17 protein-coding genes are annotated in these 22,985 nt (G+C 40.2%); 2 read left to right on the top strand and 15 right to left on the bottom strand.

Translation table 11 applies throughout. The features are described 5' to 3' along the window. Nucleotides 1–326: 326 nt before the first annotated feature. The gene (locus CPHY_RS09075; RefSeq protein WP_012199776.1) at nucleotides 327–1,286 is read right to left on the bottom strand and encodes a glycoside hydrolase family 88 protein; all 960 of its coding nucleotides are present in this window, start codon (nucleotides 1,284–1,286) and stop codon (nucleotides 327–329) included. Between the two features lie 454 nt (nucleotides 1,287–1,740). On the opposite strand from CPHY_RS09075, the gene CPHY_RS09070 reads away from it, so the two are divergent. Further along, nucleotides 1,741–2,277, top strand: a complete 537-nt coding sequence (locus tag CPHY_RS09070) for a hypothetical protein (RefSeq protein WP_012199775.1) — start codon at nucleotides 1,741–1,743, stop codon at nucleotides 2,275–2,277. A 193-nt stretch (nucleotides 2,278–2,470) separates the two neighbouring features. On the opposite strand, the gene CPHY_RS09065 is transcribed toward CPHY_RS09070, so the two are convergent. The 6 genes from CPHY_RS09065 to CPHY_RS09040 all read right to left on the bottom strand — a co-directional run bounded on the left by CPHY_RS09065 (nucleotide 2,471) and on the right by CPHY_RS09040 (nucleotide 14,740). Further along, nucleotides 2,471–3,055 carry a hypothetical protein gene (locus CPHY_RS09065; RefSeq protein WP_012199774.1) on the bottom strand — a complete coding sequence of 195 codons (585 nt, stop codon included), beginning with the start codon at nucleotides 3,053–3,055 and terminating at the stop codon, nucleotides 2,471–2,473. Nucleotides 3,056–3,224: 169 nt separating this feature from the next. Beyond that, nucleotides 3,225–7,922, bottom strand: a complete 4,698-nt coding sequence (locus tag CPHY_RS09060) for a S8 family serine peptidase (RefSeq protein ID WP_012199773.1) — start codon at nucleotides 7,920–7,922, stop codon at nucleotides 3,225–3,227. Nucleotides 7,923–8,468: 546 nt separating this feature from the next. After that, on the bottom strand, nucleotides 8,469–9,455 hold the full coding sequence (locus CPHY_RS09055; protein ID WP_012199772.1) for a lactonase family protein: 987 nt from the start codon (nucleotides 9,453–9,455) through the stop codon (nucleotides 8,469–8,471). Between the two features lie 275 nt (nucleotides 9,456–9,730). Beyond that, nucleotides 9,731–10,786 (bottom strand): bifunctional transcriptional activator/DNA repair enzyme AdaA, encoded by a 1,056-nt coding sequence (locus CPHY_RS09050; protein WP_012199771.1) that lies wholly within the window; start codon nucleotides 10,784–10,786, stop codon nucleotides 9,731–9,733. A 308-nt stretch (nucleotides 10,787–11,094) separates the two neighbouring features. After that, the gene (locus CPHY_RS09045; RefSeq protein ID WP_012199770.1) at nucleotides 11,095–11,871 is read right to left on the bottom strand and encodes an SDR family NAD(P)-dependent oxidoreductase; all 777 of its coding nucleotides are present in this window, start codon (nucleotides 11,869–11,871) and stop codon (nucleotides 11,095–11,097) included. A gap of 55 nt (nucleotides 11,872–11,926) precedes the next feature. After that, nucleotides 11,927–14,740, bottom strand: coding sequence for an oxidoreductase (locus CPHY_RS09040; RefSeq protein WP_012199769.1), 2,814 nt, complete (start codon nucleotides 14,738–14,740; stop codon nucleotides 11,927–11,929). A 193-nt stretch (nucleotides 14,741–14,933) separates the two neighbouring features. Here CPHY_RS09040 and CPHY_RS09035 point away from each other — a divergent pair, with 193 nt between their 5' ends. Beyond that, nucleotides 14,934–16,496, top strand: coding sequence for a PucR family transcriptional regulator (locus CPHY_RS09035; RefSeq protein WP_012199768.1), 1,563 nt, complete (start codon nucleotides 14,934–14,936; stop codon nucleotides 16,494–16,496). On the opposite strand, the gene CPHY_RS22645 is transcribed toward CPHY_RS09035, so the two are convergent. From CPHY_RS22645 to CPHY_RS08995, 8 genes are all read right to left on the bottom strand, one after another. Then, nucleotides 16,474–16,677, bottom strand: coding sequence for a hypothetical protein (locus tag CPHY_RS22645; RefSeq protein WP_242657998.1), 204 nt, complete (start codon nucleotides 16,675–16,677; stop codon nucleotides 16,474–16,476). The two genes, CPHY_RS09035 and CPHY_RS22645, sit on opposite strands and share 23 nt — an antisense overlap. Nucleotides 16,678–16,783: 106 nt before the next feature. Beyond that, complete coding sequence (hypE, locus tag CPHY_RS09025; RefSeq protein ID WP_012199767.1) at nucleotides 16,784–17,761, bottom strand: hydrogenase expression/formation protein HypE; 978 nt, start codon at nucleotides 17,759–17,761, stop codon at nucleotides 16,784–16,786. A gap of 83 nt (nucleotides 17,762–17,844) precedes the next feature. After that, nucleotides 17,845–18,891, bottom strand: a complete 1,047-nt coding sequence (hypD, locus tag CPHY_RS09020; protein ID WP_012199766.1) for a hydrogenase formation protein HypD — start codon at nucleotides 18,889–18,891, stop codon at nucleotides 17,845–17,847. Continuing rightward, the gene (locus CPHY_RS09015; RefSeq protein WP_012199765.1) at nucleotides 18,878–19,105 is read right to left on the bottom strand and encodes a HypC/HybG/HupF family hydrogenase formation chaperone; all 228 of its coding nucleotides are present in this window, start codon (nucleotides 19,103–19,105) and stop codon (nucleotides 18,878–18,880) included. Before CPHY_RS09015 ends, hypD begins: the two co-directional genes overlap by 14 nt. A gap of 60 nt (nucleotides 19,106–19,165) precedes the next feature. Continuing rightward, nucleotides 19,166–21,595 carry a carbamoyltransferase HypF gene (hypF, locus tag CPHY_RS09010; protein WP_041703410.1) on the bottom strand — a complete coding sequence of 810 codons (2,430 nt, stop codon included), beginning with the start codon at nucleotides 21,593–21,595 and terminating at the stop codon, nucleotides 19,166–19,168. Beyond that, nucleotides 21,571–22,221, bottom strand: a complete 651-nt coding sequence (hypB, locus tag CPHY_RS09005; protein WP_012199763.1) for a hydrogenase nickel incorporation protein HypB — start codon at nucleotides 22,219–22,221, stop codon at nucleotides 21,571–21,573. The genes hypF and hypB overlap by 25 nt, the downstream gene beginning before the upstream one ends. Nucleotides 22,222–22,262: 41 nt before the next feature. Further along, nucleotides 22,263–22,601: a hydrogenase maturation nickel metallochaperone HypA/HybF gene (locus CPHY_RS09000; RefSeq protein ID WP_012199762.1), complete on the bottom strand. Its 339-nt coding sequence runs from the start codon at nucleotides 22,599–22,601 to the stop codon at nucleotides 22,263–22,265. Further along, complete coding sequence (locus CPHY_RS08995) at nucleotides 22,571–22,933, bottom strand: 4Fe-4S dicluster domain-containing protein (RefSeq protein ID WP_012199761.1); 363 nt, start codon at nucleotides 22,931–22,933, stop codon at nucleotides 22,571–22,573. The genes CPHY_RS09000 and CPHY_RS08995 overlap by 31 nt, the downstream gene beginning before the upstream one ends. Between the last annotated feature and the right edge of the window lie 52 nt (nucleotides 22,934–22,985).

Genomic DNA, 22,985 nt, shown 5'->3' with positions numbered 1-22,985 from the left:
CAAATTCTTGATTGCAACAAGTATAAAAATCTTCGAAGGATTGACCGAAAGCTCGATTATTAGCATGATGCCTGCCAGGCCTTTGATACGGACTCACCAATACCAACCTGCTGCGAAATACGGATAATGAATTAGAATTTTAGGATTATTTAGTATAAGAAAAACACGTCCGAGCTGGGCGTGTTTTATTGCTTTTATCTATTTATTTGATATTTATACTGTATTTTATATGTATTGTTATTCTTATATTTAGATTATCTGAATTTGAATATTGCTTTTTTTACATTTTCTATATTGTTCATATTATCCATGAAATCTCCTTCACTTCAAGACATGTAATAGTCATCATAAGCAGCCTCCATTAGAATATAAAACGCCTGAATTTCTGGTGCCGTTGCTGGGGCGTTAAAATCAGGTACTCCGCAGGAGCCTTGAATTAGGCCATTCTGATCCACCCTTAGACATGCAGCTTCTCGCATTTTGTCAGCATATTCAATATACTCTGTATTTAACCAGCCATTTTTAACACTCCTGTAGATTGAATAACTGAGCATTTGAGCTAGATTTGAATCAATAAATGTTGAGGGATCGTCTACAATATCATGAAACAAACCATTTTCACATTGGTGAGCCAGGCAACCATCTATTATTTCCTTTAAATACTCTATTAGATTACTTTTCTCAGTTTGCATTTTCTCAGGCAAGGCTATTAATACTCTGACGATACCGGCTGCTGCCCAACCGTTTCCTACTCCCCAGTGGAGTTCACGAGAAAATAGACCAAGGTTATCATCCCACTGGTGAGCATAAAGCATCTTTTCGTTATTCCATAAATATTTTCTATAACCTTCTATCTGTTTTACAGCTTCTTTGGGATATCCTGCTACCGCTAAAAATGGTGGTGCCATATAGAAAGAATCAACCCATATTTTGCCCTCATTCTCGTTGTGATAAATTATACCGTCTTTCGATTTTGGAGCCCTGTAAAGCAGATAATTAAGCATTTTTTGAACTGCAGTCTTGAAAATTTCCTCTCCTGTAATTTCAGCTGCACGCAACACTACCTCTCCGTTTGCTGCAGGATCGGTAGCTGCTCCTCTTTCATACTTCATTCCGAGTCTTCCATCTTTACATTGATTGGTCACTGCTTCTCTAGCCATAAGAGTGGCCATTTCAATATCGCCAGCCTCGAAGAATGCTTGTGCTACTACCCCCTGCTCCCAAGGCCAGCGTTGCATTGCAAGTGTAGCCTTTTTTACTTTCTCTAATTTTTCCGATCTAAGCATAATTTACTCCTTCTGAAAAAGTTATCAAATTCATTTCATAGGTGTTATCCTTATTTTGTATATTTAGTTTAGCATATAAAATTTTAAAAAGACAATTAAAATTCACTCTATCTGAGAAATTTCGCTTCAAGCATCACGAACTAAGCGGATATTTGGTTATATAGCAAGATAAATATCAAATTTATGAATAATTCAGGTTTTTATAATTGTTGACTTATAAATAATATTACCCCATAATTAACAATGTAATTATTTCCCATTTCTCAGCACGACCCATAATTAACTGATATCGCCACGGAATGGAAGATAAAGATAGAAATATTGTTGTAGACCAAAAACCGAAGATGATGCGCTTAACCACGTTGTGCGTAATCAACGAGGCTGAAAACGGAGAACCCCAACTCCACAATAAAAGAGGCAACCACTTTTTATAAAGGACAAGTTGGTTAATACTATGTACGGCGACTACAAGTTGGTTAACACCGTATACGGCAACTACAGACTTGTTGAGACTAAAGAAGTATCAAGGAAACTCGTAACCGATGCCTACGATGCTGAATTTGATATAGTCGTTAAAAATGCAAGTGGTACTCTGGTTTATACAAGCAAAATCCAAAACAATGCCGAGCTTTCCATTCCACAACTGACTCCGGGTAAATACACCGTGATTCTTAGTGGTAATGACATTGGCCAGCAAACAAAGTATGTAGATGTTGTTTCATCCAAGACTACTGATGTGAACTTAGGCGAGACACTTACCGTAATAGGTAAACAAGTTAACAAATATCTCGATAATATAAAGACCGACATAACTCTTGCGGACGCCAAGACTGACAATAAGCTCGAGGATGTCAAGGTCGACAATAAACTTATGGATGTCAGAGAAGATAATAAACTTCTCGACGTATATCTCCCAGTTAAAACCGTTCCTGACGTGAAGCTTGGAAATGAAACTGACCCTTATGACATATATGCTGTAAGACTTAACTAAGCATTATTAACTCCATTAAGGTATGGGGAAAGGAGCAATATCCGCCCCTTTCCCCATTTTCTTGGTTAGCGCATCTAACCTCAATTTAACTATTTCCAATATACATTACTGTAGACCAGATTTCAGTAACATAAATTACTAGGGAAGTGACATATATTGTCACTTCCCTTATTAAACTATCATTTATTAAAATCTATCCAGCCTCATGTCCTGGTATTTGATTGTTAATGTATTTGGTATCTTCTAATAGATCATATCCTGAAATAGTCATACAACCAATTGTAGGATCTATTTGATCATCATCAAATATAAAATACAAGGTTTGATTATCACCATAATAGACAGCTCGTTTGCCATCTTCAATAAAGTAAGCTGTGTTAATAGGAATAATTTCTTTTTCATTTTTAGTTGAATATTCTATTTCTACTATTTTAAAATCAAAAGAAGTATCAGTTATATTACTGGTATAAATAGCATGATAAATAAAGGTGGATTCATAATCTGGTATACCCACTTGTGAGTAATATCTTTCATCAAAATATAAGCCTTCATACACTTTAACTTGAGCCAATACAGGCTCTGCTTTCTTATCTTCTGATAGATGATTTTTCTGATTTATTTGTAAATTATCAGATGAGTTATTCTCTTGATAGTCAATGCTGTTATCTTCTTTCATAGCACTTTCATCTTCCTTACTATTGCTCCGAATTTTAACAGAACATGAACAAAAAAAACTGGCTAAAAACATGCACATGAATAATACGAATACTTTTTTCATAATATTCCTCCTCAATCGGGTCTGGTCTTCAAAAAGCAACTACATCCGGTTGAATTTTAAACGCAAAATTATAAACGCAACCGGAGGCCAATTCTCACAAACAGCCTCCGATTGTTTATACATTCTTTAGTAGTCAGTATAAAACACGCCTTATAGTACTCTACAAGCATTACTTCACATTATACTCCACATACGTAACCCCATCGAGCGTTACAACTACTGTACCATACCCCTCCAGCATGTAGGTGCCAGCTGGAATGACCTGTGTTAACGTAGAGCCATAGGTAAACGAAAGAGTCTGCGGTGTCAGATCGTTCGTAAGCTGCAGTGTAATGACCTTATTCGGATCTGGCGGTGCGAGAACCTTCGTGGTTCCAGATGAGTTCGCACTTCTCAGGTATACATAGAACTCAGTACCGGTAACATTATTGACTATGAACGTACCGGTCGAAGCACCTTTCTCTTGTATCTGGATTGTATTCGCATAATCCTTGTACAACTGCCCCTGATTCTTCGAGGTGAATAAAGTTGACGAATAAACAAAAGTAACTGTATCGGTTGTCTTTAAGCCATCATATAGGTAATAAGTAAACGTAAGATTGTTTTGCTCATCGATTTTTGCTGTGAATGTACCAACCTGATCACTATGTGGGCCTGCCATCAATAAGCCATGGTAACCGTACTCGGTCTTCGCTTCAGCTACGTTGATCTTCGTACATTCAAAAAAGTTACCAGTCTGGAAGAACTTCATGCCGCTAGTTGTAAATTCATTCGCTGATATGCTCTTATTCTGGTACAGGTTGTAATTAAGTACAAGTGTGCCCATACCCACTGTGAGGCCGAACGAATAACTCAGCTCTGTGTCTTTGTAATTGACATAAACTACAATATTCTGTGCGATTGAAGATTTCTCGAACGGCGTAAAGTTAAATGTTGCCGTACCATCATTTTGATAGGTTGCGTTACCAAGTAGCTGTCTATCTCCACCGTTAATCGTGTAGGATACCTCGAACGGATATGCTGTTCCATCAGTCGGAACCATATCAAGTGTAGCAATTAACGAGCCATTATCACCTGTTAATCCGACAAGTTTAGCAGCTGGCACAACAACCCCCGCTGCTTCCACAGCTGTGCCACCCTTGTAGCTAACGCTGACAACAATTCTCTGCTCCTCCGATATAACTGGGAACGGAGCGAATGTGAAGTTTGCTATCGCGGTTGCTGCGGTATAGTTAAACGATGTCGTCATCAGATCGGTAAATGCGCCGCCGTTAACGGAATATTGTACCTTAAAGTCGTCCGCAACCGGAGCAATTAGTCTCGGATTGTAGCTGAGTTTCACTTCAGCAGTGCTATTTGTTGCTGCGACAGCGCTCAATACTGGAGACTGCGTGTAGTTAAAATTAACCGTTCCGTTTGTGCGGTTGTTACCAGTCTTTGTGGAGACTACTGAGCCTAACAGTGAGTAGTACGTTATCGCATAGTAGTCCTGTGCGTAAGCGGTAGATGTCTGGATACCGGTCTTGCTAGCTGTTGAAGGATTCAGCGGAATATCGAAGTAACCGTCTTTGTCGCAGTATTGATAAATTGTGCTGCCGATGATTAAACCGTTAAGTTCCTGTCCAATCAGCGGACTGCCAGCCAAATTATCGCTAGTAATCTTATTGTCAACAAGCAGCTGGCCAGCGTGGCTCCAGATTCTACCTGTGATGTGAACTGTAGTTGCACCATTGCTATACTCATAGTTTGGAGTCGGGTTAAACGTTAGAACTGGTCTTTGGTTGTCTACAACTAGCCCACCGAATGGGTAATAGTAATCCGAATCCGCGAAAGCTATATGATACGCTCCTTCTGGAATGTTCTGTTTCGTTCCGATGTTGCCATCCTTATCGATTGGATAACACTGGTATGTGATTGCGTTCATGTAAAGCTTCGCTGTACCGTCTCCCTTGCCCATACCGGAGTAGGTACCAAAGTAGCCAATCGGTGTGTCATTTAAGTCAAGTAGCAAAATGTCCATTGCACCGCCCGGATAATCACCCTCATAAGCCAAAGCGAACGGTGTTGTGTTCGAGTAGGTTGTGCAACGGATGTTTGTATTCGTGTTTGCCGTAATGACAGGCTTAATAATCCAAGCGTCATCGATTATAAATGGCTTCGGCGCATCGCCGGTAGCAAATGCAAATGGAAGCACATAATCGTTACCGCTATTCGAGGTTACATGTACATAGCCTTCATAGTAACCTTTCGGGCAGTTCACAGGAACCGTTGTATAAACTTCGAATGTTCCGGTCTGACCCGCTGGTACTGTAACATCGGTCGATGTGCAACTAATCGTTACGCCATCCACGCTCGAACGCGAATATCCGGTATGGTCGTTATAAACACCGGTGATATAGTAAGTCTGTTCGTTCACAGAAGTATTGTGGACGGTCACAGGTAGTATTCTGGAATTAACGGTTGTTGTTGAACTTGGCTTAATAGTACCGAAACTCAAGGACGATAGCGTCTGATTCACGAGGATCTCGCCAGACTTCTGTCCAGGGATGTCATCCTGCACCGTCACATAGGTCGAGGTGTCGGTTACAATAGCACGGTACGGATTCACAAAGCCTGCTCCAACTTCAAATACGCTGGCCTGTGGCGTAGCCGGAACACCAGAAGTAATGAGCGTCGGATCAGCTGTGTTCATCAAACGAGCCTTAATTTCAGCGACGCTGGCATTCGGGAAAGCCTGACGCATCAAAACACTGATACCAGTCATATGTGGACAGGACATCGAGGTTCCGTTCATACGCGCATACGCGTAGGAATAGTCGATACTGTTGTGATCAGCATTCGTAATAAAAGCTGGCTGGGTCGACATGATGTCAACACCCGGAGCGATGATATCAGGCTTAATGCCAGCGGTTTCGGTAACAGGACCAATTGAGCTAAAGCTTGCTGGTGTCTTATCAAGCTGCACCTTTGACATATTGCCGATCCGGATATAAGCCGGTACAGATGATACTACTGCTGCATTATAGGAAGCAGCTAACGCGTCCCCCGCTTGGTGTGTTGTAGAGAGAACCGGTAGGTGATTTATCTTTTCTCCACCGATGGTAATGCCAGAGATGAAGCCTTCCTCTGCATCTTTGTCAATAATTAAGATTGCTCCCGCGCCAAGGCGTTTGGCCTGCGGCGGAAGATCCGTAAAGGTCAGAGAACCTCGTTTAACAACAAGAATCTGCCCCTTTAGGCTGTTGTCCGCGAGCGCCTGCAGCTGCACAAGCTGGGTAGGACCAGGTAGCTTGCCAGTCATCGGTCCGACAACAAGTGTATACTGGTATCCTAGGCCATCCACATAGTTTAGGTTTGCCGCTGTAATCTGGTTATCCGCGAATACATTCGTAACGTCTCGACCAACTACATTAAACGGAACTGATGCTGTCACGTTCGCAGATGAATTTGCAACTGCATCCATATAAAATGTTGTTGCACCACCGCCGTAGTTTGAAGCTGCTACGGTAATTGGAAGGTAAGCCGTGCCTGGTGTACCAAGCGATAAGCCAAGACGTGGAGGAGTGTTGTTTGGCTCGGCGTTGTTACCCGCTGATACACATACGATTGTACCCGCGATACATGCGTTATTAAGCGCAATTACGTCCGCGCCGTAAGCTGTATTTTGATTAGCACCAAGCGACAGGTTAATGACCTGCATGCCATCAATAACAGACTGGTTAATAGCGGCTATAATACCCGAAGACGGGCCGGAACCGTAAGGTCCCAACACTCTGTATACATACAGGTCTGCCTTCGGAGCGATACCTAATGTATTAAACGGAGACGATGTGTTCTGACCATCCGCCGCAACTGTGCCGCTGACATGCGAACCGTGGCTTGTATAATATTCACTACCCTTTGCGCTGACTTCCGGGCAGAGTGTAGTTCCATTAGCCGCAGCTGCAGCTTGCCAGTCTTTATAAGTTGTTTCCATCGGATCGTTGTCTTCACTGACCGGAACAATAAAGCTGACATTACCCGACGAATCCACTTTTGCTACTGCCCCACCGACGTAATCGTGTCCGCCCCTATAGTTGTCTTTCAGATCTGGGTGGTTGTAATCAATACCGGTGTCAAGAACACCTACTTTGATGCCCTTGCCGTCAAATCCCATATCGTTAAGCTCTGCTGAACGAAGCACCTCGCGGCTTTCCTGCATACCGACGCCGTTAAAATTAACATATCCATTCGAGTCGTCTGCTGCATACATCATATAGTCCGGAGATACAGAGTAAACACCAGGTAGCTTAGCGACTTTTTCAATCATGTTTGCTGGCATCGTAACAGCGACACCGTTAAATACGTCGTGGAATTCATAACCGAATTTAACGCTAATGCCTGAGTTTTTAAGCGACGTTTTGAACTTTGACAGTGATGCTGCCGCTGTTGCTTCGCTGTTTATGCCTTTTATGTTATGTATTTTATTGTATATATTCAGTATTCTGCTTGGCAGCACATCAAACTGTACGATAACGTTTTGTGAGTTTGTGGAACCAAGGTCCGTAAATCCAACCGCACCGACCGGTGTTTGCAAAGAGTCTGCCAGCTTGTTTACATAGTCGACTTCTTCATCACTGAGATTAAATTGTTCTGTACTCAGTTTAGCTGTAATCTGTGTTTTGTCACTCGTAAAGTTCTTATTATCCACAACGGGCATACCGTTTAGATTCTTTTCCTGATAAGCACTATTTGCCTCTGAGGTCTGCAGCTTCTGAGAACCAATATCCGCCGCACTTGCCACTCCCGGCGTCAACCAGATTGATCCGAAGATCATCAGTATGCTGACTAACAGGCTCAGCATACGTTTCATACTCTTATTCTTCATTCATCAATACCTCCTTTTTCGATTTTGGGGATTTTCTTTAGTGCTAATGCTTCTGGCCAGATGGCCAACGATGATATCCTTTGTGTTTGATAACCTCTTCTAATGATATCTACCCTCCTTATTATACTTTCAACTAACTTGAACGACCTCTATATAAACAAATTAGTTTACGAAAATACCCCATCTAATAGACTGCTTTTCCTATTGTATTCCGTCGTCCGTACAAAAAGACTTTACTGTAATGCGTATTTTGTGAAGTTATGAATAATATTTCATCGCTATTCCTAACGAAAAATGTCATAAACGAAAGCTTTTGCTGATTTTCCAATGCTTTCATACATATTACTAATATGTAATTATTTTCCTATTAGTATAAAACTAAAATTTTCAGCCGTCAATACTGAATTTTCATGCAATACAAGGAAATGATATAATAAAAGTATCAATTATGAACATTGATGATGCTTATTAAATTTCAACTTATAAACAACAAAGGAAGTGACACATATTGCCACTTCCTTTATCTTATATCTACTCTTATAACTCCTATCTTTTAACTTCAAGAATACCGCTAGGAGAAGTGAAATCCTGACTTCCAAGCTTTCCAATTATACTGCCTTGTTCTGTATCCAGTTGAAAGCAGATTACCTGATGGGAATTCTGGTTACATACCAATAACTTCTTGCCATCCTCTGAGAGTATCATATGTCTTGGATTCTGTCCTCCACAATCATATTCTTCAAGATAGCTTAACCTTCCATCACTACTAACTGAAAACAGCGCAATGGTCTCCGCTCCGCGGTTAGCCGCATACAGATAGGCATTATTTTGGGAGAAACAAAGGGTAGAGCAGTAACTTATGCCGTTAAATTGGCTAGTTAAGGTTGAAATTCTCTGAACCAGTCTGTCCTCATCCATTAAGTCATACACAAATATCTCATTGGAATATTCTGTGATTACATAAAGATATGACTCATCCTCAGAGAATAAGGCATGCCTTGGTCCACTGCCTTCCGGAGCCTTTATACTTCGCTCCAAGGTCAGGTAACCTTGATTTATTGCGTAGATAAATATACGATTCAATGCAATATTTACCGTAACCAGCCTGTCTTCCATATGATTTAACAGGACACAATGAGCACGGGTCCGTGCAGTACCTTCCTGCTGAATCTCGTGATGAAGAATATCACCAAAGTGACCTGACTCCACCCTAACGGCAAATAAAGTACCAGTGCCATAGCAAGCTCCAAACAACGCTTTGTTCTTTGGGGAATAAGTAATATGACAAAGTGCACTACCGTCTATCCTCTTCTGATCCAATAGTTGATAGCCCTGTCCTTCTCGACCGTAAAGATAGATGACCGCACCATCATTTTCTGTCACAGTAAACAGATATCCGTCTACTTGGCATACGAAGCTTGGATTCTCCAGGCTGTCCTTCCAGTTCTCATGAAATGCCCCATCTTCCTCCAAGATAAAGCCCTTGATGGTATCCGCTGTTTTTGCTCCGTATCCTGATATAATTAGTTCCATAAGTTATCTCCATTTATTTATTATTTTATGATGAGAGTTCCAAAAGGACATATCTTTCAAGTGATGCGTGACTATATTGCAGAAACTGCATGTGAAAAATAAGATTTCAGCAGCTGTTATATGCAATAAGTCTATGTTGCATAAGTAGCATGACCTTTTGCTTTTTTATGACACTTTCATTTTAAATTATAGCAACTATTATGTCTATGAAATGATTTTATGAAAGTATCAATTAAAAACATCAAACTTTTTATTCATGAGCTTTCCATTGGTTATTAGAAGTTTCTATTCTGATTTTCATGATTAAGTAACCATTTTTTCCGTTCTATACCTCCACCATACCCACCAAGTGAACCATCACTTTGTATCACTCTATGACATGGAATAATAAGAGCTAATTGATTCGCACCATTTGCATTACCAACAGCACGTACAGATTTTGCGTTGCCAATCGATATAGCCATATCTTTATAGCTCTTAGTCTCACCCATATTTATCTTCACCAATTCTCCCCAGACTTTCTTTTGAAAGTCAGACCCCAAAAGCATGACCGGTGTTTCAAACTTAAGAAGTTTATTATCAAAATACTGATTTAATTCCTCTTTAATACAATTAGAAATGTTGGTTTTCCCTGGTATTATAGAAGCATTTAGACGGTTTCGCAAGCGTTCTACCTCTCTTTCTAATCCACGACGATCAACAAATTCAAGTAAATAAAGATATTTTTCATCTGCAATACTCATCATAGGCCCAAGTTTTGTATCAACCCAATCAGCATACAGTATTTTAAACTCATTAGATTTTTTCGGTGTTCTTCCCATAATCTTTGAAAATGCATCATGAAATCCACTAGAAGAATCATATCCCACATCTATTTGAGCATTAATAATTTTCTCACCAGTACGTATAGTCTTCATAGCAATTCCCATTCTTCTTGCTCTGGCGTATTGAACAAAGGTCATCCCATACTTCTGCTTAAATTGCCTTCTGGCAGTTGCAGAATGAATCCCAAGTTCAGCAAAATCAGAATCTCTCCATTTCTTCTCTGGATTTTTTTCTACTAGTGAAACCATTTGTTTTACCAATGGGGATAACTCTTGAGGATAAAATAAAGGGTTACATCTTTTACACGGACGATATCCTGCTAATAAAGCCTCTTCAGCTGTCTCATAGAAAGTACAGTTTTCATATCTTGGTTTTTTGGCCGGGCAAGTAGCATGACAAAATACACCTGTTGTTCTAATACCGGCAAAAAATATCCCATCATACTTTGAATCTTTATTCAATAACGCCTGATAATACTGATGCTTTTTATTTTCATCCTTAATCATTGCTAGGTACCTCTTTTTCATTCTTTCATTTATTGTAACATAAGTTTTCTGGTTAAATTTTTTAACTCTTTACAATATTGGATTATAAAGGCATAACATTATTCTGTCATCCGAAAAATTAACATCTAATTTAAAAATCCCCGTTTAGTTTTATCTCCAACTCCCCGTTTTCGACCAATGAAAACGGGCAAAAAAGTACCCAGAATCAAAGGTTCCGGGCACTTTTAATCATTAATTAAACCATGATTTTATAAATTTCTGACTATCAACTAACTTAAACTGTTCTACTACCAATTAAAATACTAATTCTATACAAGGGCTCCGCCACCATCTACGATTATGAACTGGCCTTGAACATAACTGGAGCTATCACTGGAAAGATAGAGAACCGTACCATTTAATTCCCCTTTTCTTCCCGGACGTCCTGCTGGGTTCATTGTATTATATTTGTTCAAAAATTCTTCTGACTTAAATAAGGTATCACTCGTCATTTCACTCTCAAAAAGTGCTGGTCCAATGGCATTCACTGTGATACCATATCTTGCATAGGAAGCTGCCATTCCTCTTGTTAAGCCAACCACTGCAGCTTTGGAGGAATTATAGGAATGTCTGATAAATGCATCAAACTTATCCGCAACTACTGCATTTACGGATGCGATATTAATAATTTTACCATAGCCTCTTTCCTTCATTTGTGGAACTACATATTTGCTTGCTAAAAAGATTCCCTTCACATTTGTATCATAGGATTTATCCCAATCCTCCACTGACATACTGTCTACTCCACCACGAACAGCAATTCCTGCATTATTTAGCAAAATATCAATGTGGCCGAAGGTATCAATCACAGTTTGCATCGCTGTTTTTACACTTTCCTCATTTGTAACATCACATCCAACTGCAACTACCTTTCTTCCTATTTTCTCAATTTCTGCTTTTACTTCATTAAGCTTTTCTATACGTCTTGCCAGTAATGCAACATCTGCTCCAGCTTTTGCATAGGCAAGTGCCGCATCTGCTCCAAGCCCTGAACTTGCTCCTGTTACTACAGCTACTTTTCCAGTTAGATCAAACAGTTTTTCCATTTGTATATATCCTTTCTTTTAATAGAGACTACAAATAATATCTCCAATTATTGAATTAAATACGACCTGTTTCCATAAATGCCGTACGGTCATAGCGTCCGGTTAACAAATATGGAATTACATCATTGGCTTCTAACTTTTCTACTAAATTAAGTTTGTGTACTAACAAACTGTTCTTTGAATAAGCACCACCTATTATGGTGTTAACCGGTAGCTCTGCCCATGGGTCATCAATGCTTGATTTTAAATTGAGCGCAACATTTCCTGGTTCCCATGATTGATAATTATATTCACATTGATTCATAAGCAATGCTCCGTTTAGGAAATGAGATACTCCGTTTTCATCCGGCATACGATCAAAATGGAAATAGAAACCGCCTCCAAATGTCTGCTTACCTGCTGCAGGTAATTGATAGAGAGCAGCCGCCAGAGGATTATTATACTCACCTAATTTCATGGTTGCTTCTACAAGCTGTGTTCCTCTTCTGGTTACTCCTGCTGTTACCGTATCACCATTTCTTCGGATGACAAATTCTCCTCCCAGTTTCTTTGGAATACTGCCATTATCACGGCCGCATTGTACTGCCATCTCGGCTCCTGGTCCGCCAAGTACCAGCCCCATCGTATATAATCCAAGTGACTTACCATAGGTTGCATAAACTCCCAAAATTGCTTCATAGTAGTCATCTGCAAATGATGGATTATTAACATGACAGATGGATAAGGTAACCACCGGCATAGAAAATGGTTTCAATGGTGGAGGCAGTATCTTTGCAATTGCTGCCGGGTCAGTAAGATAGCTGATGTAGAGTCCCTCCTGATTATCCATGAGAGATATCTTACCGAAGTTTTGTATTTCCTCTTTGGACGTTAGAAAGCTTGGAGCTTTTTGTTTTTCCGTAAATAAATCCCTTCCTACTTCATAACCTGTACGTACTGCAGGAGCGATAGTTCCATCTTTTATGGCACTTCCTATTACTTTCACCTCTACACCCTTTGCTTCTAATTCAGAAACCAAAGATTGATCCGGTCTAAATCCAAGAGAAAGTACGACTGCATCTGCAGATACATTTACTTCTGCATGGTCTTCCAATCTCTCCAATAAAATACTATCCGTTTTTATCTCTTTTAAAGAATGTCCTAGCAAATATTCTACACCGGATTTAGCCAAGCGGCCACAGACATCAGCTACATTGGTATGGTTTGCATTGGGGGCAGGCTTGTCAAGCATATCAATAATGGTAACCTGATTTCCCTCTTCAAAAAGATATTCTGCAGTCTCTAGTCCTGTAAGTCCTGCACCGATAACAGCTACTTTTTCCCCTTTTAATGCTGATTTACCTGACAGTACCGATTCCACCGTAAATACGTTGTTGCCCATTATACCAGGAATTTTCCCAGGAATAATGGAGTTAGAGCCTGTAGCAAGAATTACTGCATCTGGTTTATATTCCATAATCATATCTGCAGTTGCTTCCGTATTTAACTTTACTTCTACTCCAATACGCTTAAATTCACCGTTATAGTAATCAGCAATCCACTGCATACGTTCTTTTAACGGTGGTTTCTTAGCCAGATTAACAGTTCCTCCAAGTTCACTTTGACGGTCAAGCAAAGTTACTTTTACACCACGGAGGGCAAGGGTTTGTGCTGCACACATTCCTGCTGGCCCACCGCCAACAACTACTGCAGTGTGTCCTTTGGTATCGTGAACAAGGTTCCCATATTTCCGTTCTCTTGCATATCTTGGGTTTAGTGCACATTCCGGCGGTATACCGGCAGCATTATATTCATTCAGACTTTCAAAGCAACGTAGGCAAGAGATGCATTTGCGTAATTCTTTTTCTCTTCCTTCCAGTACTTTTTTACCCCACTCTTCATCGGCATTCCAAGAACGTCCCATGGAAATAAAATCTACTACACCTTCTTCCAGGAATTTTTCCGCTACTGCAGGGTCTCTAAATACAGATACACCGATGACTGGAATTTTTAAATGACTTTTTACTGCTAAAAGCATGTCATGTCTCCAACCCTGTGGAAAAGAAATAGGTTCAATACAGGTCATACCTGTTTCATATAATCCGCAGCTGATATCAAGAAAGTCAATACCTGCCTGCTCTAAAGCCATGGCAATTTTTACACCATCCTGAATATGGATATACTCTTCTGTTACACCTGTCTTATCTAAAAATTCTTCTACACTTAATCGAATACCTATTGGGAAATCAGGACCACATTCTTTCCGAATTCCATTGATAATTTCAATAATAATCCTTAGGCGATTTTCAAAACTTCCGCCGTATTCGTCTTCTCTTTTATTTGTATAAGGAGACAGAAACTGATGCAACAGATATCCATGTGCTGCGTGTAATTCTACGCCGTCACAACCTGCTTTTTTAACTCTTACTGCACCTGCGATAAACTGCGAAATCAATTCTTTTATTTCATCTATGGTAAGTGCACGTGTCTCCTGTTTTACTAATTTACAAGGAATAGGGGACGGTGCAACTACTGGCTGTCCGCCAAGAAGTGCAGACACCGTTTCACGTCCAGGATGATGCAACTGTATAAATATCTTGCTACCATGCTTATGTACTGCTTTCGCAAGTTCAGCCAGTGGACCGATATGACTGTCTTTTGTGACGGACAGCTGCCTCATAAGCCCTGCTCCATGCACATCATTGATACGGGTAATCTCTGGTATAATGATTCCTGCACCGCCAATTGCTCTCGCTTCATAAAATTCAATCATGTCTTCAGACGGTGTCCCATCAAGATTGGCAAGTCCACATCCCATTGGTGACATGACCAAACGATTCTTAATAGTTACCTTTCCAATGCTTCCCACTTCAAATAATTTGTTATACATCTTTTTCCTCCTATTATGTTCTTATATAAGAAATAATCTGCATTAAGCTATAACCTTTATAATGCCATAAGAATACGTTAAAATCAGTAATTCGACAACGTGTATTATGAATGATAAATATTTGACAATTTGTTTATCGTGCACTATAGTAAAACTATATTTTATACAGATCATCGCAGAAATGGGGAAAAATATGACATTTACGAAGTTAATAGAAAGAATTTCAGAAGAATATTCAATTGATATCCTATCCCAAGGGGAAGATTTAGAAATACAGGATGTTGCTTTGATTGATAATAAACATGATAATGCGATTAGGACTACTCTTTACTTTGGTTATGACAAACAATTAACAAACGCTGTGTCGGTTCCATATCAATGCATAATTGCTCGCACGGATCTTGCAGCGCCTCCCCTTTCCACTGTGGGTAATATTGCTTTAGTATCGGAAGACTCTTTATTTACTATATTCAACGATGCAAAAGCTTTGATTGAAACGACTCGTAAAGGGATTGGAATTTTTGAGGAACTTACTGCTCTCGCAGATAAAACCCATAACATTGAAGCCGTTATTGATGCTGCCTCTGTAAGGCTTGGAAATTCTTTACTATTCTGTGATATGAACTTTAAAATCATTGCCAGTTCTACTTCTGTCCCTGTCCTCGATCCTCTTTGGAAAGAGAATACGAAACAGGGATACTGCTGCTATGAATTTATTAGTGAAGTAAAAGAATTGAAATCTATACGTAACGCTTCTCAGACTACAGCCGCTGTTGAAGTTACCTGCATCAAATCCCCTTACCGTAAGTTAAGCAGTAAAGTTTTTCATAATCAAACTCAGATTGGGTTCTTATTGATGATTGAAGGAGAGAACAATTTTCTTCCTTACCATTTTGAAATGCTAAGCATAATAAGCCATGTTATTAGCTACACCATAGCGTACTATACACCTAACCTTTTTGAAAAAAACAGCCTTTATCATGAATTATTATATGATATGCTGATTGGTGCGCCTGAAAAGGATATCATGCCAAGACTGGCAGAACTACATTTTCCTGACAAAATGCTGGTTCTATTCATTCGTCCTACAAAATATCTTGGACTACAGTACTTAAAAAGCTCTGTATGCAAGAATCTGAAAATACAGATTCCCGGTACCCATGTTACTTATCATAAAAACGGTATTGTGGCGGTAATTCCGTTAAAGGAAGATACTGAAATGAATTTAATGTTACTAGAACTATTGAAATGCTTTTCAAAAAAGGAACACATACGAATTGGAATCAGTAATTCTTTTGCTTGTATTGAAAACTTTGTAAGCCATTATGAACAAGCCCATGCTGCATTAAAGTTGGGTCATAAATTAAACCCGGAAGGTTTGGTATACCACTATCAAAATTATCAGATTTTTGATTTGTTTTCGGAAGCAAAGAATCCCGATAAATTAGGACGGTTCTGCCATCCTGCTCTGGCAGTTCTCCGTCAGTATGACCATGAAAACAGTTCCCAGCTGTATAAGACCTTATGTGTCTTCATAAATAAGGGATGTAACATTAAATTAACTTCAGAAAGTTTATTTATTCACCGAAATTCACTTGTCTACCGTTTAAATCGTATCACTGAATTAAGCCAGGTTGACCTTTCAGACATTAATACGCTTTTCCTGCTTCGACTTTCTTTCCTCATTGACCAGTATAATGAGCAAAATAAAAGCTCGGCTAAATCCTTTCAGCCTAATAATGCATTAACAATTTAAAATACTCGTGAAGGAGTAGTTTTGCGTGGTAATCTACTATTTCCAGTATCGGGTTCGCCGATTTCATCACTTCATGCATATTATGGAAATTGTTTTCAGCTATAAAGACCTCTTTGGTTGATAAAAAATGACGATATAGCCCATCTCTGCTCAAGCCGCAGCTATCACAAATGTCTTTCATCGTGATAGCAAGATAACCCTTATTAGCAAATAATTGCATTGATGCGTCGATAATATTTTGCAGTTATTCCTGCGTGATCGGATGGCCAATGGTTCCTACCCTTGATCTAGCATATTCTCGGCAGACCTTCTCCGTAAAGAACATCAATTCTTCGGGTTCCCTGTAAAGTGGTCTTCATGGTAACACTTTTTCCTTCTGTTATTCTGCCGATGATTGCCGCATTCTTACCATAGACGCTACTTCTCATGGCCTCCAGAGCCTTCTCTGCCTGTTTTCCAGGAACTACGGCGATCATCTTGCCTTCATTAGCCATATATAATGGATCCAGCCCAAGGATATCACAAAAGCCGCGTATCTCATTACTGATGGGCAGTGCTGTTTCTTCAATTTCGACACCACAGTTCGAGCTGTCGGTTATCTCATTTAAGATGGTGGCAAGTCCGCCTCTAGTCACATCTCTCATGAAATGAACCTTTATCCCTTCTTTGATGAATTTGTTTAGAATTCCTGTTAACGGTGCACAGTCGCTAGAAATCTCATTTTGTATTCCCATGCGCTCTGACATGATTGCTGCATGGTGCTCGCCAAGATTTCCAGAGAGAAGAATTGCGTCCCCCTCCTTACAAGCTGACACACTTACCCCATTTACGGCGATCTCACCAATTCCGGATGTATTAATATATACACCGCCCTTACCTTCGATTACCTTGGTATCACCAGCAACAATTTTCACCTTTGCTTCCTTTGCTGCCCTTGCCATAGACTCTGCAATCCGCTCCACAGTCTCAATTTCCGTACCCTCTTCTAATATGAATCCGCAGGTCAGATACTTCGGAATCGCTCCCATCATGGTCAGATCGTTGACCGTACCGCAGACTGCCAATTTACCGATGTCACCGCCCTTGAAGAACATAGGCGTTACCACAAAGGAATCCGTTGTATAAGCAATTTTACCAGATACATTAAGAACTGCGGAATCCTCCAATCGGTTCAATATGGAATTGTTAAAATGCTTTAAAAAGATATCGTGGATCAGATTACTAGTTTGAACCCCGCCACTACCATAAGACATATTTATTTTCATTCTCTTGCCACCTTTTTTATCTGATCTTTTCTTCCTGAATCCATCTGTACCACTATCTGTCCGCACCATAAATTAGAAACAGATTACCCTCTGTTTTTATACCAGATTCCACAGGCACCTTCCACCGATACCATACAAGGCCCAATGGCATTGAGGGGAGAACATACCTTACTGAATAACGGGCATTCTACTGGTTGAATCCGGCCTAGGATAACGTCACTGCAACGGCAGCACTTTGGTCCGACGGATACATAGGCTTCCAGTAGGCTTCCTGCATCATATTTCTCGTAATCCTTCTTTAACCGAAGTGCAGATCCTGGTATCACCCCAATCTCTCTCCAGTCATCATCCACTACTTCAAAATATTGATTTACCAACTCCTGTGCCTTTATATTCCCTTCTCCACTTACTACACTGGTGTAGAGATTCTTAACGCTAAAGCTCTGGTGCTTAATCTGGCTTATAATCTCATATACAGCACCAAGAATGTGTTCACCTTCAAAGCCAGCGATGACACAGGGTTTGTGATATTTTTTCGAAAGACTATCATAAGCATCACTGCCGATAATTACACTAACATGTCCGGGGCATAAAAATGCATCAATTTCCTTTTCATTTTCACAGATGAATTCCAAGGCAGGGATAATCGTCTTTACTGAAGTTAACAGCCTTAAATTATGTATATTATTCTTTATCAATTCATCCATAATTAATGCATAGATAGGAGTTGTTGTCTCAAATCCTACCGCTGCAAATATAAACTGTGTCCCCGGATTATCCATCGCTAATTTAACTGCCGACAGTGGGGAATAAAGAATGTCAACCTTTCCTCCAAGTGCCTTCGCTTCTGTTAAGGACATATGACTGCCCTTTACCTTCATCATATCACCAAAGGTCAACACACAATGCCCTTCCTGTAAGGAATAGTCAACCAATTTATCAATATAAGCAGCATTGGTAACACAGACAGGACATCCTGGGCCCGATATTAATTGTATCTTCGGTGACAGCAAGCAACGTAACCCGTGCTTAAAGATACTGCCCGTATGAGTTCCGCATACTTCCATGATCTTAACCGGCCTGCCGTCATAATTTTTCAATTCATCTTTTATCTGCTCAAGAGTTTTCAATTAATGTCTCTCCTAATTCCTCAAAAATATCAAGTATCTCCTTAGCTGCTTCTTTCTTCATTACCTCAAGGACACAACCGGCATGGATCAGTACATAATCCCCTAGCTCTACGGATACCAGTTTAATATTTGCTTCTGTTATATTATTCATAATATTGATTTTGGCGATATCACCGTTAATTTCAACCACTTTACCGGGTACTGCAACACACATAGCTAAATTCACCTTTCTTTTATGACCTTTACGGTCAATCACCTGATTACGACAACTATTCTATTTCATATCCTGATATTGCATTAAGCCCACATACGTCTGACCGAGACTGATACAGCCGTCGTTTGGCGGAACTGCAAGATTATAATATACGGTAAAACCATTCTCTCTAAGTAGCCTGCAAGTTTGCTCCGTTAATACAGAATTCTGGAACACCCCACCGCTAATGGCGATCCGGTCCGTATGATACCGCTCCCGAAGGCGTAGACATACGTTAAGTATCATATCTGCGACTGCATAATGAAAGCCTAAAGCTAGAGCTCTTGCATCTGTCACTGCTTTCTGCTCACAGATTGCTCTTAACAGCGGATCCGAATCCACCTCTATTATCTCACCTTTTGGAGTAATTGCAAAGGTAAGTTCTGTCCCCTTAATATTTTCTCTTATTGCTAATACAGCTTCTCGTTCCAGATTGGCAGCACATTCTCCTTCATAGCGATTGACTTGTCCGATATCAAGCAGAGAGGCTACCGCATCAAAAAGACGTCCCATACTTGAGGTCAAAACCGTATTAACCTTATGTTCAAGAGCTGCTCTTATCACCTCTGTCCGCTCATCTGTAATGTATCCCTCAAGACCTGATTTCAACAGATAACAAGTGGCAGTTTTCCTCGCATCCTTCATGGACTGGTCACCACCAAGAACCTGGGTATAGGAAAGGTGTGCCGCCCTAGTAAACTGTGCACCCTCACAGACCAGGAACTCGCCACCCCAGATGTTACCGTCCGTTCCATATCCGGTACCGTCAAAGGCAATACCGATTACCTTGTCATTTAAACCATGCTCAGCCATGACAGATGCAATATGGGCGTGGTGATGCTGTACTTTAAAAAGTGGCAATCCAAGAGCTTCGGCATAATGTGCGGAATGATAGTTCGGATGCATATCACATACGGCTAACGTAGGCTTCATCTTTAATAATCCTGATACATCCTCCCTGGAATGGATATACTCTTTAAGAACACTCTCTTCTTCCAGATCACCAAAATACTGTGATACCACTGCCGCGCCTTTTTTATACAGACAGTAAGCTGCCTTCAAATCCCCGCCGGCGGCAAAAATCACAGGGGAAGCTTTTTTCTCTTCTAATGGAAGAAACACGGGATATGGTACAAAGCCACGGCTTCGGCGAATCAGCTGCGGCTTATGATCAATGATCTTTGCCACAGAATCATCCACGGAGCGCACAATTCTTCTGGTATTATAAAGCACTCCCTGAAGATAAGGGGACCGTAAACTAAGCATCTTCTCATCCTCACGGATAATTGGCGATCCTGAGATATTACCACTGGTCATAATTAAGGGTCCGCAATCTCTTGTTAATAAGATCTGCAATGGGGTATAAGGTAAAAATGTACCGCAATAGATGCTACCCTTATTTGTCGAAGGTGCCATCACATCCCTGTGCATATACAACAACACAATCGGCCTTGCCTTTGTCATAAGAAGCTTCTCTTCCTCTTCTGACACATTGCAATATTCCCTGATACTGTCTATGGTTTCAAACATCACGGCAAAAGGCTTTTCTTCCCGGCCTTTCAGTCTTCTTAGATTAACCACAGCTTCTTCTTTAAAGGGTGAGCACACAAAATGATACCCGCCAATGCCCTTTACAGCAAGAATTCCGCCACTCTTAATTATTTCAGCCGCTTGATGAAGGGCTTGCTGATTGATTAATCTGTGGTTATCTTCAGCAATTGGACCCAGACTGTCTTTCAAAATATGCTTATTATTTTTATTTAGGTCTGTATTATCCTGTAAGATTAGGTCTGTATTATCCTGTAAGATCAGGTATGGTCCGCAATCATTGCAGGATATGGTCTGGGCATGATGTCTCCTGCTATCTGGGGAGGTGTATTCCTCGTAACAGTCCTCGCACAGCCTGTAATCCACCATCGTTGTATTGTCCCTGTCATAGGGTAATTCTTCTATGATGGTATAGCGCGGCCCACAGGCAACACAGCTGATAAAAGGATTATGGTATCGTTTGTTTGCTGGATCATTAAGCTCTCTTTGACAATTAGGACACACAGGAAGATCCGGTGGAAGGATGGAAATCTCCTCACTGCTCTCACTATGGATTATGACAAAATCCTCATAAGCTTCAGTAGTATGGGATACATTCTCCATCGATTCATTCTCCATCGAAACATTATTCACTGATTCTACATTCGCGGATAACGTTTCTATATCCAGCTTCACGATTTCACTACCATTTCCATGATCCATCTGCAACTCGGTGATAAAATACAAAAAATCCGCAGCTGAAGAGACCGCCATGATTTCCACATAGCCACCAACATTTCTGACATAGCCCTTTATATGATGTTTTTTTGCAATATAATAAACAAGGGGTCGGAAACCAACCCCTTGCACCATTCCATATACCTTGATTCGATATGCTATTATTTTACTCTTTCCTTTATCCATGCTACTACTTCATCATATCCTTCTTCCGTCTTACCGGACACTTTAATCACAGGAGCAGTTTTATTCAATGCTCTGACACCCTTCATAAAGAATTCTTCGTCAAAGTCCACATAGGGTAATAAATCACATTTATTTAAAATAATAATGTTTGCTTTTTCAAAGGCAAGTGGATATTTATATGGTTTATCGCTGCCCTCTGTTACTGTGGATATCAGCATCTTTGCATGCTCGCCAATCATAAATTCAGCAGGGCAAACAAGGTTACCGATATTTTCAATGAACAGAACACCGTTATCCACCTTTAGTTCCTCCACAGCTTTTCCGATTAAAGGAGAATCAAGATGGCAAGCACCGCCGGTATTGATCTGAACCGTTTTTACACCAAGGGACTGAAGTGTCTTGGTATCAAAGTCCGCTTCAATATCGCCTTCAATGACATAAGGGGTGATTCCATCCAGTCTCTTTATGATCTGGATTAAGGAGGTGGTCTTGCCTACGCCAGGAGCTCCCATGACGTTAATGGCATAAATATTCTTTCCGGTTAACTCTGCATTAATTTTTGATGCTACTTCATCGTTTTTGTCATAGACTGATTCCATGATTTCAATTTCTCTGTTTTCTGACATACATTACTCCATTTCCATCGCCATTGGCGACATAAAGCTATCTATACCTCAATAGACCGAATATAAAATTCCTGTCCGATCTCCGTTGGACTTCCTTCCCCTTGACAGGTTGGACATTCAAAGGAAAATGGTTTTCTCTCGAAGTACTCACCACATTTGTTACATTTTAACTTTGGTGTGACACGTTCAATATGAAGCTTTGCCTTGGCACACCGGCTGCTTTCCGCGATAATATCAAAATACAGCTCGATGGAACTTGCCACATAACCGGAATAATCTCCTACAACAAGGTTAATTATCTTAACCTCATCCGCGTTATTCTCCCTGGCATAGCTATCTGCTACTTCAATTATTCGCTGAGTGATTGGGTATTCGTGCATTTTACAAACTCATCCCTTATCTTATTTTCTGATGGTGTTGTGTATTGGTTATCCATATGAAGACATTTCTTCGGGCATACCTCGGTACAATAACCGCACTGGATACAGGAAAAGCGCTCAATACTCCAGGATGATTTTGCCTTATCTACCGTAAGTGCTCCGGTAGGACATCTTCTCTGACACATACTGCAAAAGATGCAATCATCAATTGAAATTTCAATCTTACCTCTGGTACGATCAAATTTATCCTTTGCCTTAATGGGATAAAGCACCGTATAGGGTCCATGAAACAAATTCTTAAAAAGTGTTTTTGTCATACTAAATACAGACATATAATTTCTCCTATCATGGTATATTTCAATACCTTTTAAAATTGTGCCAAGC

Source organism: Lachnoclostridium phytofermentans ISDg (assembly GCF_000018685.1).
In the GTDB taxonomy this organism is placed as follows: Bacteria; Bacillota; Clostridia; order Lachnospirales; family Lachnospiraceae; genus Lachnoclostridium; species Lachnoclostridium phytofermentans.
Note: the sequence above shows the minus strand (reverse complement) of the source record. Positions and strands in the feature narration are given on the sequence as shown.